General features: G+C 57.6%; 10 protein-coding genes. 5 read left to right on the forward strand and 5 right to left on the reverse strand.

The features are described from left to right. Positions 1–57: 57 nt before the first annotated feature. Positions 58–525, reverse strand: coding sequence for an Lrp/AsnC family transcriptional regulator (locus ABIE60_RS08665; protein ID WP_354409908.1), 468 nt, complete (start codon positions 523–525; stop codon positions 58–60). Between the two features lie 211 nt (positions 526–736). Here ABIE60_RS08665 and ABIE60_RS08670 point away from each other — a divergent pair, with 211 nt between their 5' ends. From ABIE60_RS08670 to ABIE60_RS08685, 4 genes are all read left to right on the forward strand, one after another. After that, positions 737–4,255 carry an indolepyruvate ferredoxin oxidoreductase family protein gene (locus ABIE60_RS08670; protein ID WP_354469036.1) on the forward strand — a complete coding sequence of 1,173 codons (3,519 nt, stop codon included), beginning with the start codon at positions 737–739 and terminating at the stop codon, positions 4,253–4,255. Next, a complete protein-coding gene (locus ABIE60_RS08675; RefSeq protein ID WP_354469037.1) occupies positions 4,248–5,456 on the forward strand; it encodes an amino acid aminotransferase in 1,209 nt (402 codons plus the stop codon). Before ABIE60_RS08670 ends, ABIE60_RS08675 begins: the two co-directional genes overlap by 8 nt. A 96-nt stretch (positions 5,457–5,552) precedes the next feature. Next, positions 5,553–6,938 carry a sodium-dependent transporter gene (locus ABIE60_RS08680; protein WP_354469038.1) on the forward strand — a complete coding sequence of 462 codons (1,386 nt, stop codon included), beginning with the start codon at positions 5,553–5,555 and terminating at the stop codon, positions 6,936–6,938. A gap of 139 nt (positions 6,939–7,077) precedes the next feature. Beyond that, the gene (locus ABIE60_RS08685) at positions 7,078–8,469 is read left to right on the forward strand and encodes an MFS transporter (protein WP_354469039.1); all 1,392 of its coding nucleotides are present in this window, start codon (positions 7,078–7,080) and stop codon (positions 8,467–8,469) included. Positions 8,470–8,563: 94 nt separating this feature from the next. Here ABIE60_RS08685 and ABIE60_RS08690 read toward each other — a convergent pair whose 3' ends face one another. The 3 genes from ABIE60_RS08690 to ABIE60_RS08700 all read right to left on the reverse strand — a co-directional run bounded on the left by ABIE60_RS08690 (position 8,564) and on the right by ABIE60_RS08700 (position 13,444). Then, entirely contained in the window at positions 8,564–9,979 is a 1,416-nt protein-coding gene (locus ABIE60_RS08690) for an aldehyde dehydrogenase family protein (protein ID WP_354469040.1), read from the reverse strand. A gap of 74 nt (positions 9,980–10,053) precedes the next feature. Continuing rightward, on the reverse strand, positions 10,054–11,367 hold the full coding sequence (locus ABIE60_RS08695) for an alginate export family protein (protein ID WP_354469042.1): 1,314 nt from the start codon (positions 11,365–11,367) through the stop codon (positions 10,054–10,056). 157 nt (positions 11,368–11,524) lie between these two features. Continuing rightward, the gene (locus ABIE60_RS08700; RefSeq protein ID WP_354469043.1) at positions 11,525–13,444 is read right to left on the reverse strand and encodes a sigma-54-dependent Fis family transcriptional regulator; all 1,920 of its coding nucleotides are present in this window, start codon (positions 13,442–13,444) and stop codon (positions 11,525–11,527) included. A gap of 149 nt (positions 13,445–13,593) precedes the next feature. Here ABIE60_RS08700 and ABIE60_RS08705 point away from each other — a divergent pair, with 149 nt between their 5' ends. Beyond that, entirely contained in the window at positions 13,594–14,106 is a 513-nt protein-coding gene (locus tag ABIE60_RS08705; RefSeq protein ID WP_354469044.1) for a Slp family lipoprotein, read from the forward strand. 55 nt (positions 14,107–14,161) lie between these two features. On the opposite strand, the gene ABIE60_RS08710 is transcribed toward ABIE60_RS08705, so the two are convergent. Next, the gene (locus ABIE60_RS08710) at positions 14,162–15,496 is read right to left on the reverse strand and encodes an alginate export family protein (protein WP_354469045.1); all 1,335 of its coding nucleotides are present in this window, start codon (positions 15,494–15,496) and stop codon (positions 14,162–14,164) included. Between the last annotated feature and the right edge of the window lie 83 nt (positions 15,497–15,579).

Genomic DNA, 15,579 nt, shown 5'->3' on the forward strand with positions numbered 1-15,579 from the left:
ATTGAAATTTCATGTTTTATAACATTGAGTCTACACAGTAGCAAACCCGCAACATGGCTAAAGCGGAAGATTCTGAGTGTTCTTGATCTCACGCAAGGCAAAATTGGAGTGCACCTGGGCAATGCCTTGAAGTGTAAAGATCTTTTCATTCAGAAAACGATCATACGAAGGCATGTCCGGTACCACTACTCGCAGCACAAAATCAGCATTACCGGTTACGGCAAAGCACTGCAGTACCTCGGGATAGGTCATCACCTGTTGCTCAAATTCAGCCGTACTGTCGATGTTGTGTCGCTGCAGCGAAACCAGTGCAAACACACTCAGCGCCTGCCCCAAGACCTGTGGATTAAGTCTCGCCGCATAGCCTTCAATGGCGCCCTTCTCTTCCAGAGCTCTCACCCGGCGCCAGCAGGCCGCTGGTGATAACCCTACCTGTTCAGCCAATTGCTGGTTACTGATGCGCCCATCCTGTTGCAGATGATCGAGTATCCGGCGATCAAAACTGTCCAATTCAACCTGTTTCATTTGGTAACACTCTATTTTTTTCAAAGATTATTTCTCATATAGCCAAATAAAGAAATAATTTTTCCAAATCCAGTGAAACCGTTGTTCAAATAGCAAGCACCTTTACCCGCCTTGTCCCTACAATTTACAGCCATGAATACGGGCTCGTCCGCTCTGCCATCCGGCGGCGTCCCCGGATAACAACAAGATCCAACACAGAGAGGTACCGGGTATGTCTGTCAATGATGCCCCCACGCTCGATGACTATCGTCTCGAGGATCGCTATCTGCGCGACACCGGTCGCGTGTTTCTCACCGGCACTCAGGCGCTGGTTCGCATTCCATTGATGCAGGCACGCCTCGACAGGCAGAACGGCCTCAACACCGCTGGCCTGATCAGCGGCTATCGTGGCTCACCGCTGGGCGCCTACGACCAGGCACTCTGGCAGACCAAAAAGCTGTTGGATGAACACCGCATCGATTTCGTACCCGCGATCAACGAAGATCTGGCGACCACCATTATTCTCGGCAGCCAGCAGGTCGAGACTGATGCCGACAAGCAGGTCGAAGGCGTGTTCGGTCTTTGGTACGGCAAGGGTCCGGGCGTCGATCGCGCCGGGGATGCACTCAAGCACGGCACCACCTACGGCAGCTCGCCCCATGGCGGCGTACTGGTCGTCGCCGGTGATGACCACGGCTGTGTATCCTCCTCCATGCCGCACCAGTCCGATGTAGCATTCATGGCCTGGTTCATGCCGACTATCAATCCGGCCAACCTTTCCGAATATATGGAGTTTGGTCTCTGGGGCTACGCCCTGTCGCGCTTCAGCGGCTGCTGGGTGGGTTTCAAGGCGATCTCCGAAACCGTCGAAAGTGCGGCCTCTGTCGAACTCAAGCCGCTGCCAACCTTTGTAACGCCAACCGACTTCACACCGCCGGCGGATGGTCTGCACTACCGTTGGCCGGACCTGCCCGGGCCTCAGCTGGAAACCCGCATCGAGCACAAGATGGCAGCGGTTCAGGCCTTTGCCCGCGCCAATCCCATCGACCGCCGTATCTTCAACACCGACAATGCGCGCTTCGGTATCGTGACCACCGGCAAGGGCTATCTGGACCTGATGGAAGCGCTGCAGCTGCTGGGTATCGATGCAGCACGTGCCAAAACGCTCGGTCTCGATATTTATAAGGTCGGTATGGTCTGGCCGCTGGAGCGCAAGGGCATTCTCGATTTCGTTCACGGCAAGGAAGAGGTGCTGGTGATCGAAGAGAAGCGCGGCATCATCGAAAGCCAGATCAAGGAGTACATGTCCGAGCCCGACCGCCCGGGTGAAGTTCTGATCACCGGCAAGCAGGATCAGAACGGCGAGCCGCTGATTCCCTATGTGGGCGAACTGAGCCCGAAACTATTGGCCGGCTATCTGGCTGCCCGTCTGGATCGCTTTTTCGGGGCTACATTTACCAACGGACTTGAACAGATCAATTGCTCGCTGGGCATTACCGACCCGGGTGGAGTGCGTCGCATGCCGTACTTCTGCTCCGGCTGCCCGCACAACTCCTCTACCAAGGTCCCCGAAGGCAGCAAGGCGCTGGCCGGTATCGGTTGCCATTTTATGGCCTCCTGGATGAGCCGTGATACCGAATCCCTGATTCAGATGGGCGGTGAAGGCGTCAACTGGATCGGCAAGAGCCGTTACACCGGCAACCCGCACGTGTTCCAGAACCTGGGGGAAGGCACCTATTTCCATTCCGGCTCCATGGCGATCCGTCAGGCGATTGCGGCCGGGATCAACATCACCTACAAGATCCTGTTCAACGACGCCGTCGCCATGACCGGCGGTCAGCCGGTAGACGGCCAGATCACTGTGGACGCCATCGCCAAGCAGGTATCGGCCGAAGGTGCCAAACGCGTGGTCGTCCTGAGCGACGAGCCGGAAAAATACAAGGGCCATGAGTCCCTGTTCCCGCAGGGCGTGACCTTCCACGACCGTTCCGAGCTGGATGCCGTACAGCGCGAGCTGCGCGAGATTCCGGGCTGTACCGTGCTGATCTACGATCAAACCTGTGCCGCCGAGAAACGCCGTCGCCGCAAGCGTGGCCAGTTCCCGGACCCGGCCAAGCGTGCCGTCATCAACCATCACGTCTGTGAAGGCTGTGGCGACTGTTCCACTCAGTCCAACTGCCTGTCCGTGATTCCGCGCGAGACCGAGCTGGGCCGCAAGCGCAAGATCGACCAGTCCTCCTGCAACAAGGACTTCTCCTGCGTCACCGGTTTTTGCCCAAGCTTCGTGACCATCGAAGGCGGCCAGCTGCGCAAGTCCAAGGGACTGGATCTGGGCGCCGAGCTGGAGCAGCGCCTGCATAACATCTCTCAGCCCACCGTTCCCGCACTGCAAGGCAGCTATGACCTGCTGGTCGGCGGCGTCGGCGGCACCGGTGTGGTCACTGTGGGCCAGCTGATCACCATGGCGGCCCATCTGGAATCCAAGGGCGCTTCGGTACTCGACTTTATGGGCTTTGCCCAGAAAGGCGGCACCGTGCTGAGCTATGTGCGCCTTGCACCATCACCGGACAGCCTGCATCAGGTGCGAATCGAGAACGGTCAGGCCGATGCCATGGTCGCCTGCGACATGGTCGTGGCCACCTCGCAGAAAGCGCTGAACGTGCTGCGCCCGAACCACACCCGTATCGTCGCCAATGAAGCCGAGCTGGCCACGGCCGACTACGTGCTCTACCGCGATGCCGACATGCAGGCCGATAAACGCCTGAAGCTGCTGCAGGATGCCGTGGGTCAGGACGCTTTCGATCAGCTGAATGCCAACCTGATCGCCGAAAAACTGCTGGGCGATACCGTGTTCTCTAACGTGATGATGCTTGGCTTCGCCTGGCAAAAAGGCTTGGTGCCTGTATCACTGGACGCCCTGATGCGGGCCATCGAACTCAATGGCGTGGCGATCGAGCGCAACAAACAGGCATTTGGCTGGGGCCGTCTGGCGGTAACTGATCGCGACTACGTAATGTCGCTGCTCAGTGAAGAAGCCCGCGAAAAGACGATCACGCCTGAAAAAGAGACGCTGGAGCAATTGATCGAGCGTCGCATGAAACACCTGACGGCGTACCAGAACGCCGACTGGGCCGAACAGTATCGTGTACAGGTTGAACAGGTCCGCCTGGCCGAAACGGCGCTGGGACAGACAGATCTGCCCCTGACCCGCAGCGTGGCCCAGCAGCTGTTCCGGCTGATGTCGTACAAGGACGAGTATGAAGTTGCACGACTGTTCACCCAAACCGATTTCCTGCGAGAGATCGAGCAGACCTTTGATGGCGACTACCGTATCCACTTCCACCTGGCCCCCCCACTGCTGAGCCGGAAGAAGGATGCTCGTGGTCGTCCAGCAAAACGTCAGTTCGGTCCGTGGATGCTGAGAGCCATGAACGTTCTCGCACCTTTGAAGGGGCTTCGTAACACAGCGTTCGACCCCTTCCGTTTTTCCGCCGATCGCAAGCTGGATCGTGCCCTGCTGGCGGAATACAGAGAGCTGCTTGGTCGTTTTGCCAAGGAGCTGAATGCATCCAACTACAGTTTTGCCCTTGAGCTGGCAGAGCTGCCGTCCGAAATCCGCGGCTACGGCCCTGTGCGTGAACAGGCAGCCGAGGGTGTCGCCCAGAAGCACACACTGCTGATGAAAGCATTCGAGACCGGACAGGCTACGCTGATCAAGCTGGCCAAAACCGAGGAGGAAGCCCATGTTTGAACAGCTGAAAACCCTGCCACAGGACCCGATTCTGGGGCTGATGAAGGCCTTTCGTGAAGACCCGAGAACCGACAAGGTAGACCTTGGAGTGGGCGTGTACCGGGACGAGGCCGGTCAAACACCGATCATGACTGCTGTACAGGCTGCCGAACGGCGTCTGCTCGGAACGGAAACCACCAAGGCCTACATCGGCCCGGCAGGTTCCGAAGGCTTCAATCAGCTGATCGGTCAGCTGATGCTGGGGGCTGGCCATAGCGCTCTGCGTGATGGCCGCGCCACCGTGGTACAGACACCCGGTGGCTGTGGCGCCCTGCGGATGGCGGCCGAGTTTCTCAAATTGTGCCGACCGGACACCACTGTCTGGGTCAGCACCCCAACCTGGGCCAACCATATACCGCTGCTGGGCGGGGCTGGCCTGACTATTCGCGAATATCCCTATCTGGATCGCACCAGCCTGAGTGTCGACTTCGATGCCATGCTGGCCTGTCTGGAGCAGGCCGCCGCCGGTGATGTGGTGCTCCTGCACGGCTGCTGTCATAATCCGTCCGGCGCAGATCTGGACGCCGATCAATGGGCCGCTATCACGGACCTGATCGAGCGCAAGGGACTGCTGCCGTTTATCGATATGGCCTATCAGGGTCTGGGTGAAGGGCTGGAGCAGGATGCACAGGGCGTACGCCTGATGGCAGAGCGACTGCCGGAGGTGATCATTGCCTCCTCCTGTTCCAAGAACTTCGGCCTGTACCGGGAGCGTACCGGTGCCCTGATGCTGATTGCCGCCACGCCCACACAGGGCAAGGCGGCGGCCAGTCAGCTGCTGAGTGCGATCCGGTCGCACTACTCCATGCCGCCTTCGCATGGCGCAGCGGTGGTCGAGCTGATCCTCGACTCATCCGAGCTGGCACACCAGTGGCAAACAGAGCTGGGCGCGATGTGTGATCGCATTCTGGATCTGCGCGCCGCCTTCAGCAAGGCACTGGCCCCGGCCGGTGACTTCAGCTTTATCGAACGGCAGCGCGGCATGTTCTCCTTCCTGGGGATTACGCCGCAACAGGTTCAGATCCTGCGCGAGGAGTTTGGCATTTACATGCTGGATTCCAGTCGGATCAATATCGCCGGTCTGTCCGCCACCACCCTGCCCCGTGTCAGCGAGGCGATTCGGGAAGTGCTTTCCCGGGAGGAAAGCGGACGCACTGCCTAATGTTTTAACCGGGCCTCCGCTGCAATGACAGCGGGGGCCTTTCAGTCAGCACCGGCCTCTGACCGATAACAATAACGAAACCGGAGAACTCACACCATGAGTCAATCAACACCCAAAGCACACCAGCAGGCGGGCAGCCTCTGGTCGTCCCGCATGGCCTTTATTCTGGCCGCCGTCGGCTCGGCCGTCGGCCTTGGCAACATCTGGAAATTTCCCTACATCACCGGTGAAAACGGCGGCGGTGCCTTTGTACTGGTGTACCTGGCCTGTATCGCCATTGTGGGTATTCCCGTATTGATAGCCGAAGTAATGATCGGCCGCCGCGGTGGCCAGAGCCCGGTTGCCAGCATGCGCGAGCTGACCACCACCGAGGGCACTCGGAAAGGCTGGCGGTTGATCGGCTGGAACGGCATCATCGCTTCCTTCCTTGTACTATCGTTCTACTCCGTCATCGGTGGCTGGGCGCTGGTCTATGTATTCAAGGCCGCATCCGGCATGTTCACCGGTGCCGATGCCGACACCATCGGCAATGCGTTTGGTGGCATGCTCGCCAGCGCAACTGATTTGCTGCTCTGGCACAGTGTGTTCATGGCGATCGTGATTTTCATTGTGGGTCGCGGCATTCGCTCCGGCATGGAAAGAGCAATCAACACCCTGATGCCTCTGCTGTTTGTACTGCTGTTCATCATGGTGGGCTACGCCATGACCACCGGCAAATTCGGCGAAGCGGTCAGCTTCATGTTCTCGCCCGACTTCAGCAAGCTCACCACCGAGGGTGTGCTGACGGCGCTTGGGCACGCTGCCTTTACCCTGAGTATCGGTATTGGCGTCATGATGGCCTATGGTTCGTACCTGCCACAGAAGGTCAATATTGCGCGTACCGCCATGACCATTGCGGTACTGGATACAGGCGTTGCCCTGATGGCCGGCCTGGCCATCTTCCCGCTTGTATTTGCCAATGGACTGGAACCTGGTGCAGGACCCGGTCTGATTTTCGTTACGCTGCCGCTGGCTTTTGGCCAGATGACCGGTGGGTTGATTTTCGGCACCCTGTTCTTTGCCCTGCTGCTGGTGGCCGCACTGACCTCTGCCATCTCCATGCTTGAACCCGTGGTTGAATGGCTGGAAGAGCACAAGGGGATCAGCCGTGCCAAGAGTGCCCTGGGCGGTGGTCTGGCGATCTGGCTGGTCGGTATCGGTACCGTACTGTCATTCAACAACTGGGCTGATTTCCATCCGCTCGCATTTATCCCCTTCTTTGAAGGCAAAACCATTTTTGACCTGCTCGACTTCCTGGTCTCCAACCTGATGATGCCGCTGGGCGGTTTGGCGATTGCGCTGTTTGCCGGTTGGGCGATGAAGCGTGAGGGTCTGGACAGGGAGATCGGCTTGAGCGGCGGAATTTACCGCAGCTTCATGTTTGTGCTGCGTTATGCGACCCCGGCCGGTATTGCGGTGGTGTTCTTGTATAACCTGCTCTGACGTTTTTCTGTTCAGTGCAAAAGCCGGCCGGTCCCTGATCCGCCGGCTTTTTCTTTGTGCAAATATGTAACATCCGTTACAGCCGTGTCTGTGGCGGATTAGAATAAGAGGTGTCGTTCACAGGAACAGGAATTCTCAAATGACCGCCGCTCAGGACTCACCCTACCAGTCAGCCTCGGTTCGCTGGCTCACGCTGATCAGTATCTGTGTCGCGACCTTTCTGATGCCGCTGAACATGTCTTCGGTCAACGTGGCCCTGCCAGCCATTGCCGATGACCTGAATGCTGATGCGGTGCTGGTGAGCTGGATTCCGACCATGAACCTGCTCGGCGCCATCGCTCTGCAGCTTCCCGCGGGCCGAATCGCTGATATGATCGGACGCAAGCGCGTGTTCCTGAGTGGACTGCTGCTGTTCACGCTCAGCTCACTGGCGGTGATCATCATCGACAGCATTGGCTGGCTGCTGCTGGTACGCCTGCTGCAGGGGATCGCTGGCGCCATGATCTTTGGTACCGGCATGGCGATCGTGTCACAGGTGTTTGCCAACCACGGCCGCGGCATGGCGCTGGGGCTCACCTCTACCTCGGTTTATTTGGGTTTGACCTGCGGCCCGCCCATCGGCGGCTGGCTGACCGAGTGGTGGGACTGGCATGCCGTGTTTCTGGCACCGCTGCCGCTTGCTGTGATCTGCGCCCTTTTGGTCTGGCGCCATGTACAGGAAACCGAGCGCCAGGTGGATGAGCGGTTGGACTGGATCGGCAGCCTGCTGTTTATCGCGGCCTCCAGCCTGTTTTTTGTCGGTCTGGCCGAACTGCCCACCGTCAACGGCGGTTTGCTGGCATTCTGCGGTCTATTACTGCTGGCAGGCTTTGTGTATCAGCAGGAGCACTCACCCCACCCGTTGATTCGCCTGCGGCGCATGGTGCAGAACAAGATTTTTTTCCGCTCCATTCAGGCCTGCTTCTTCATGTACGCCGCCAACTACCCACTGCAGTTTCTGCTCAGCCTGTATCTGCAATATATCCGCGGGCTGTCACCGGCCGAGGCCGGTCAGCTGATGCTGCTGCAGGCGATGATGATGGCACTGCTGGCACCTTTTGCCGGCCGTCTTTCGGATCATTTTGAACCTCGTATACCGGCAACACTGGGCTGCCTGATGTTTGCAGCAGGCTTCCTTATATTGGCAATGCTGGATCAGGACAGTGGCAATACGCATGTCGCCATCGCGCTGCTGGTCATGGGAACCGGCTTTGGACTGTTTTCATCACCCAATAACAACGGAGCCCTCAGCGCGGTGCCCACTGAAAAACTCAGCATCGGATCTTCACTGCTGAACATTTCCCGCACGCTGGGCAACATGCTGGGGATGGCCGTGGTGGTATTCCTGTTCAATATCATGATCGGCAACGAAAGGATTACACCGGAGCAGTACCCGGCGTTGATGAATCTGTTAAAGCTGGCTTTTATACTGTGCTGTGGCTACGCCCTGATGGCCGGATGGCGGTCCTGGTCACGCGGCAAGGTAAGGTAGAGGCGGGGATCAATCAAGGGGTAAAAAGCCGGGGGCCAAGAGCCCCCGGAAGCACTTCCGTAGCGTTGAACTCTGAAGTGAGATGATGAAAAAATCAGCCGCGGCTGATGTTGAGCAGTTGCGGAGCCGTGTATTCCAAAAGTCCTTCTTCGCCAAACTCCAGACCAAAACCGGACATCTTGCAGCCACCGAAGGGGCAGTGGGGCAAGACTTCAGCATGGTTGTTGATCCAGGCAGTACCACATTCAAGCCGTGATGCCACCTTGCGTGCCGCCTCGATATCGGTGCCCCAAACAGAGCCACCCAAACCGTTGACGTTATTGTTGGCACGGGCCACTGCATCGTCGATATCGCTGTAGCGAACCACGGGCAGTACCGGGCCAAACTGTTCTTCATCGACCAGGCGCACGCCATCACTCAGGCCTGCAACGATGGTCGGTGGGTAGAAGTAGCCTGCACCGGCCAGCGGTGCTCCGCCGGACAGAATCTGTCCACCCTGCGCCTTGGCATCTTCAACCAGCTCAGATACCAGATCGAACTGTGCCTTGTTTTGCACCGGACCGAAGGTCACACCCTCGTCCAGCCCCGGGCCCACCTTCTGCTCGGATGCAATTTTGGCCAACCGCTGACACAGGTCGTCATACTGAGAGTCATGCACATACAGACGCTTGAGTGCGGCACAGGTCTGCCCCATGTTGAGGAAGGCGGTCTGGAAGATGGCGGGCGCCACCTTGTCCAGGTCGGCATCCGGCAAAACGATACCGGCATCATTGCCACCCAGTTCAAGCGTCAGGCGCTTCAGGTTATCGGCCGCCTTACGCATGATGTCCTGACCGGTCGGTGTGGAGCCGGTAAAGACGATCTTCTGAATATTCGGGTGTGAGGTCATGGCGCGGCCAATACCGCCTTCGCCCGTAACAATGTTGGCCACGCCTGCGGGCACGACCTGATTGATCAGCTCAACCAGCTTCAGCGTGCTGAACGGCGTAAACGAGGACGGCTTGGACACAAAGGTGTTACCGGTACGAATCGCCGGCATCAGGTGCCAAACCGCAATCATCAGCGGCCAGTTCCAGGGGGTAATCGACCCCACCACACCCAACGGCTTGCGGTGCAGCTCAACCAAACGCTCAGGGCTGTCTTCGATCAGTTTGACCGGAATATCCAGATCGGCCGTGTAGCGCGTCCAGCCGATGGCGCCGCCCACTTCCATCTGTGCCAGTGCCAGTGGTTTGCCCTGCTCAAGCGTTACAAGCCGGGCCAACTCATCTGCATTCGCTTCGATCAGATCAGCGATTTTGTGCAGCATCGCCTTACGCTCGGCATCCGGCGTATGCTGAAAGGTCTTGAATGCTTCTGCAGCGGCGGCCACCGCCTGGTCCACCTGTTCCGGTGAAGCGGCCGGGCAATGTGCGAAAGCCTCTTCGGTCGCCGGGTTGATCACCGGAAAGACATCGCGCTCGCCGTCAACCGCCTGACCGTTGATGAAGAGTGAAAATGTAGTCTGCATATAAAATCCTTTGTCTACAGATGACACAGCCGATGCAGGCACCGGCTGTGTGTTGTTCAAATGCCCGGCATGGATCAGAACGGTACGATCGCAATTACCTGGCCGTAGACGTTGGTATCGTTACCACCCAGCTGTGAGCCGGCGCTGCTGTCAGGCTTGTAGAAGCCAATCAGCGGACTCACGATCAGGTTAGGTGTCACCACCCATTCGGCGTACAGATCCAGCTCCTGACCATCCATGAAACCTGCATCGGTATCACTGAAGTTGAAGTACAGGGCACCGACACTCAGCATCTCTGTGGGGTTGGCTTTCACACCCACATGGTGAACATCAGTACCTGAGTTGAACGGACCGGCATAGTTGGCCGCCACTTCACCCTGGAACCAGGTGCCGTAACCACGGTTGAAGCCGAAGAACAGCGGATCAAAGCCTTCGTCGAAGCTTGAATAGCGGTAGTTCACGCTCGGAGACCAGGCCACATCGGCAAAGGTCCAGCCCGCTTCTACATACCAGGCATCACCATCTGCCTGAGAGCTATCGCCCTGATCCTGAGTCACGAACTCACCGGAGAGGAACAGGTTTTCAACACCGGCGTTACCCTGATAGCGCAGGCTGAGTGTCTGCTGGCCATCACGATGTGTCGCTCCACCGTTCATGACGTCCAGACCCTCAATGTAAGCCACACCAAAAGTACCTTCCGGCATCACATACTCGGCGTTCACACCGGCCAGTTCCATTTTGGACTGCGCAACGTTATCGGACTCAAGCCAGAACAGGTCGGCACGCATACCTTCTGCACCACCGACACGCACAATGGCAGTACGGTCAAACGCCTTGCGTGCGGCCAGCCAGTAGGCACCACCACGATCCAGTTCTGGACCAAGCGCATCACCGAAGTTAAGTGCATCACCATTGATCAGGAAGCCATCACCAATGGAAAAGTTCTGACGACCGAAGGAGAGCTCCAGACCATCTTCACCCAGCGCCGGGATCAGGCTGCCGGAGCGCCAACCCACGTATGCATCTTCGAGATCCGTTTCACTTTCATCACCCGAGGTGAAACCGCCGGCATCGCCATCACCCCAGGTTGCAGAGCTGACCAGGTTCAAACCACCAAACACACTGGCACCGGAGCTGTAGGCATGGCTGCCGGAGAGGCCATACTTGATGTAGCCTTCCTGCCAGCTGGAACGGCCCGGATCGCTTTTAGCGCCCAAACCATAAGTTTCTTTGCTGGTAAACACCCCGAACACCGCCTCGATATCGAGGTTCAGTTCGGTACCGTTGTCACTGTGAAGGGTATAGGCAGAAGCAGAAGCTGACAGTCCTGCCGCAACGGCAGCCGTCAAAAGGTATCCGGAAGTGCGACGGAAGATCTGATTTTTCATGGGCGTGATTCCTCAGGAACATGTCCGGTAGCCGGACGTCCGGCTACCGAGTCTACGCTGTGCATTATTGTTAACGACACTAAGCGTAGAACGCTGCTGTAAACCAGTTTCGCTTTTATTGTGTGAACTTGTACCCTTTTGTAACAGATTGTAAATATCAGACCAAACCAAGGGATTTCATTCGCCGATACAGCGTAGCGCGGCTGATCCCTAGCTCAGCGGCGGCCGCCGTGACGTTGCCCTGCTGCTGTTCCAGTGCCTGACGAATCAGCGCCTCCTGCGTTTCCTGCAGCGTGCCACAGGGGGCAGGCGCCTCCACCAGTTCATCCAGAAACTCGTCACTCAAATGATCTTCACTGAGGCGGGTTTCTTCAGGTTCCATAAAGGCCAGTGCTACCTTCAGTACCATTTCCAGCTGGCGCACGTTACCCGGCCAATGATATTCGGACAGTTGCTGCAGCAGCTGCGGCTCAATGCCAACGTCGGATCGGCGCAACTGACTCAGCAAGCGTTCACACAGACCGTTGAAATCGTTACGCTCACGCAGGGCCGGCAGGCGAACACAGACACCGTTTAAACGGTAGTACAGATCCTCACGGAAACTGCCTTCCGCCACCATCTGTTTCAGATTGCGGTGTGTTGCGCCGATCAGTGCAATATCCAGCGCCACCTCTTCGCCGCCACCCAGCGGAGCCACCTTGCGATCCTGCAGCACCCTCAGCAATCGCGCCTGCAACGACAGTGGCATATCGCCAATTTCGTCCAGAAACAGGGTTCCACCGTTGGCCTGCTGGAAACGCCCAACCATGCCGCCCTTGCGGGAACCGGTAAACGCCCCTTCACGATAGCCGAAAAGCTCGGACTCAATCAGCCCTTCAGGAATCGCGGCACAGTTAACTGCAACAAAAGGCTCGCCTGCGCGGGAGCTGCTACGGTGCAGGGCCTGTGCTGCCACCTCCTTGCCGCTGCCGGTCTCGCCACTGAGCAGCACTGGGATATCTTGGTCCAGCGCCTTTACCGCCATGGTCATGGAACGCTGCAGCCTGGGTTCACCGGCCACAAAACTCTCCAGTGGATGAGGTTTCCGATCTGTTACGGGTGCAGAAGCGATTGATTTTGGATTCGGTGACAGCCCACCCAGACGCTTGGGAAATTGCAGCAGTTCACAGAACAGCTCACCGGCCCGGGTCTGTACGGAAGCGATACGCTGGCGCATACAGGTGTTGAGCAGAACGCCGATCTTTTCTCCCACCAGCTCATTCAATGTCCGATTGACGATCTGTTCACGGCTGCGACCCAATAGCTGACAGCCCTGCTCGTTGATCGCCAGCAGGCGGCCTTCTTCATCCAGTGCCACCAGACCCTGCCAGGCCGAGCGCAAATACTGCTGACGGGTATGAAAAGCCAGTACGATCTGATTCTGGTACTGCCCCGCAAACAAACGCCCCTCGATGCTGCGGGCAGCCAGCTGGACAACACCCAGTGTATCCTGAGGCTGGCTGTTGCGACCGATGCGCGTCAGGTCCAACACACCTATCAGCTGACCGCTGGCATCAATCAAGGGGGAAGAGGTGCAGGAAAAATGGGATACGGTATCGAGAAAGTGTTCTTCCTCGTTGATCAGAATGGGACGACGTTCTATCACGGCGGTACCGATGGCGTTGGTACCCCGGTGTGTTTCACTCCAGGAAACACCCTGACGCAACGCCAACTGCCTTGAGGGTGTGATGATGTCATCACTGCCTTCAAGCGCCAGAATGCGAGCATCCGAATTGGCCAGCATGATCAGCCCCTGATCACCAAACTGGTGCGCCAGCTGCTCTATTTCGGGCATGGCCGCATGAATAAGCAGCTCGTGCTGCTGACGAAAACCCTTCAGGTCGTTGACCTCATCGATCAACTGCTGCGACTGACTGGAGTTGGTCAGCCCTGCCTCAAGGCTGCGGCGCCATGATGCTTCTATTTCATCACGCAGATAGCCGCAGGGGAGTTCGCCTTCCAGCTGCAGCCTCTCACGGGCGACACGGGCGGCATGAACGGGATCGCTTATCAGATCCTGACGTAAACGGGGTGCCATGTTTCCGGCCTCTTTATTGTTATTTTCCGGATATACTATCGACATAAATTGTCACTCCTGTATACGCCAAAGACAGTCGAGGCGCAAACCTCTCGCCGCTCTCTTACTGTCACAAAGCAATATGCAGGCCAGTGTTCACAGGAGCCCCCATGAACCGTTTAATGCTTGTCTTTATCGTCCTTTTCATCAACGGCTGCGCGACGGTCCCATCCGATTTGCGCACGGAGTCAGATCAGGCTTTGCTGTCGTTTGCAGACGCCAGAACAGCCACACTTGAAGGCCAGAGTGCTCGCTGGGGTGGCGAGATTGCCCATGTCAGCAACCTGCAGCAGGGCAGCCAACTGGAAGTGGTTCAGTTTTCACTCAATGCCAGCGGTCGTCCGCTGAAAACGGATAAAAGCGGTGGCCGCTTCAGAATTCTCGTACCCGGCTTCATCGACCCGGCCATTTATGCACCCGGTCGACTGGTAACCGCACTGGGCACTTTTAGCGGCATCAAGCAGGGCAAGGTCGGCGAGCAGGACTACGCGTTCCCGACACTTGAATCAGAGCAGATACACCTTTGGCCCGAAATCAAGGATCCCCCGGTGCACTGTGACTGTGACCCGTTTTTCAACAGCCCCTTCATGATGCGCCCCATTATTGTCGTGCCTGCAAAGTAGCTCAGGCAGGGCGGTTTCCCGCCCTGCCCTTCAGCTGCATCCGTTCCGACCTCGATCAGAACGGTACGATAGCTATCACCTGGCCGTAGACATTGGTGTCGTCTGTACCGATCTGGCTGCCGCCATTGACGCTGCTGTTATCAGGCGTATAGAAACCGATCAGCGGGCTGATGATCAGGTTGGGCGTGACTACCCATTCGGCATAGAGATCCAGTTCCTGACCGTCCAGGGCTCCGGAGCCACCTGCCGTATCATTGAAATCAAAGAACAGGGCACCGATTGTCAGCATTTCGGTCGGGTTGGCTTTCACCCCGATGTGATGGACATCGGTATCCGAATTGAACGGGCCCGCGTAATTGGCGGCTACCTCACCCTGGAACCAGGTGCCGTAACCCCGGTTGAAACCGAAGAACAGCGGATCAAAGCCTTCGTCGAAAGTGGCGTAACGGTAGTTCACACTCGGTGACCAAGGCATGTCGGCAAAGGTCCAGCCCGCTTCCATATACCAGGCATCGCCATCCTTGCGCGTATTGTCGCCCTGATCCTGAGTCACGAATTCACCGGACAGAAACAGGTTCTCGACACCCGCGTTGCCCTGATAGCGCAGGCTCAAGGTTTGCTGACCGTCACGGTGGGTTAACGCCATTACATTCGGGTCTGCGTATTTTTCATTTACATCAAGACCTTCGATGTAAGCAACACCGAAAGTACCTTCAGGCATCACATACTCGGCGTTGATACCCGCCAGCTCGGTCATCGCCTGTGCCGGGTTGTCGGATTCGATCCAAAACAGGTCGGCCCGCAAGCCTTCGGCACCGCCGATACGCACGATAGCGGTGCGGTCAAACGCCTTGCGCGCTGCCAGCCAGTACGCGCCACCACGGTCAAAATCGTAGCCACCCCCATTGAGCGCGTCACCCAGATTGAGTGCATCGCCATTGATCAGGAAGCCGTCACCGATGGAAAAATTCTGGCGCCCGAAAGAGAACTCCAGACCATCATCCCCCAGCGCAGACATCAGGCTGCCGGAGCGCCAGCCCACATAGGCGTCTTCGAGATCGGTATCGCTCTCGTCCCCGGAGGTAAAGCCACCGGCATCACCATCGCCCCAGGTACCTGAACTCACCAGATTGAGGCCACCGTAAACACTGGCTCCTGACGGGTAAGCATGGCTGCCGGAGAAGCCGTACTTGATGTAACCTTCCTGCCAATCGGAGCCTCCCCCTTCAGTCTTGGCACCCAGACCATAATTTTCTTTGCTGGTAAAAACCCCGAACACCGCTTCGATATCAAGGTTCAGTTCGGTGCCACCTTCACTGTGAAGCGTGTAGGCTGAAACCTGAGCCGACATCAGTGTCGCGATGGTTGCAGCGAGAATCGTTTTCGTCATCGTGTTTTGCTCCTGAAAACCCTTATTCATAACCCTGTCAAAAAGGGCCCGGACGTACGTCCGGGCAAACCCGGTCAAGCCAT

The organism is Marinobacterium sp. MBR-109 (assembly GCF_040547565.1).
Taxonomy (GTDB): Bacteria; Pseudomonadota; Gammaproteobacteria; order Pseudomonadales; family Balneatricaceae; genus Marinobacterium.

Coding starts and splice junctions, on each gene's coding strand:
- ABIE60_RS08670 (WP_354469036.1), top strand. CDS start 737: ATGTCTGTCAATGATGCCCCCACGCTCGATGACTATCGTCTCGAGGAT.
- ABIE60_RS08675 (WP_354469037.1), top strand. CDS start 4,248: ATGTTTGAACAGCTGAAAACCCTGCCACAGGACCCGATTCTGGGGCTG.
- ABIE60_RS08710 (WP_354469045.1), bottom strand. CDS start 15,496: ATGACGAAAACGATTCTCGCTGCAACCATCGCGACACTGATGTCGGCT.
- ABIE60_RS08685 (WP_354469039.1), top strand. CDS start 7,078: ATGACCGCCGCTCAGGACTCACCCTACCAGTCAGCCTCGGTTCGCTGG.
- ABIE60_RS08680 (WP_354469038.1), top strand. CDS start 5,553: ATGAGTCAATCAACACCCAAAGCACACCAGCAGGCGGGCAGCCTCTGG.
- ABIE60_RS08695 (WP_354469042.1), bottom strand. CDS start 11,367: ATGAAAAATCAGATCTTCCGTCGCACTTCCGGATACCTTTTGACGGCT.
- ABIE60_RS08700 (WP_354469043.1), bottom strand. CDS start 13,444: ATGGCACCCCGTTTACGTCAGGATCTGATAAGCGATCCCGTTCATGCC.
- ABIE60_RS08705 (WP_354469044.1), top strand. CDS start 13,594: ATGAACCGTTTAATGCTTGTCTTTATCGTCCTTTTCATCAACGGCTGC.
- ABIE60_RS08665 (WP_354409908.1), bottom strand. CDS start 525: ATGAAACAGGTTGAATTGGACAGTTTTGATCGCCGGATACTCGATCAT.
- ABIE60_RS08690 (WP_354469040.1), bottom strand. CDS start 9,979: ATGCAGACTACATTTTCACTCTTCATCAACGGTCAGGCGGTTGACGGC.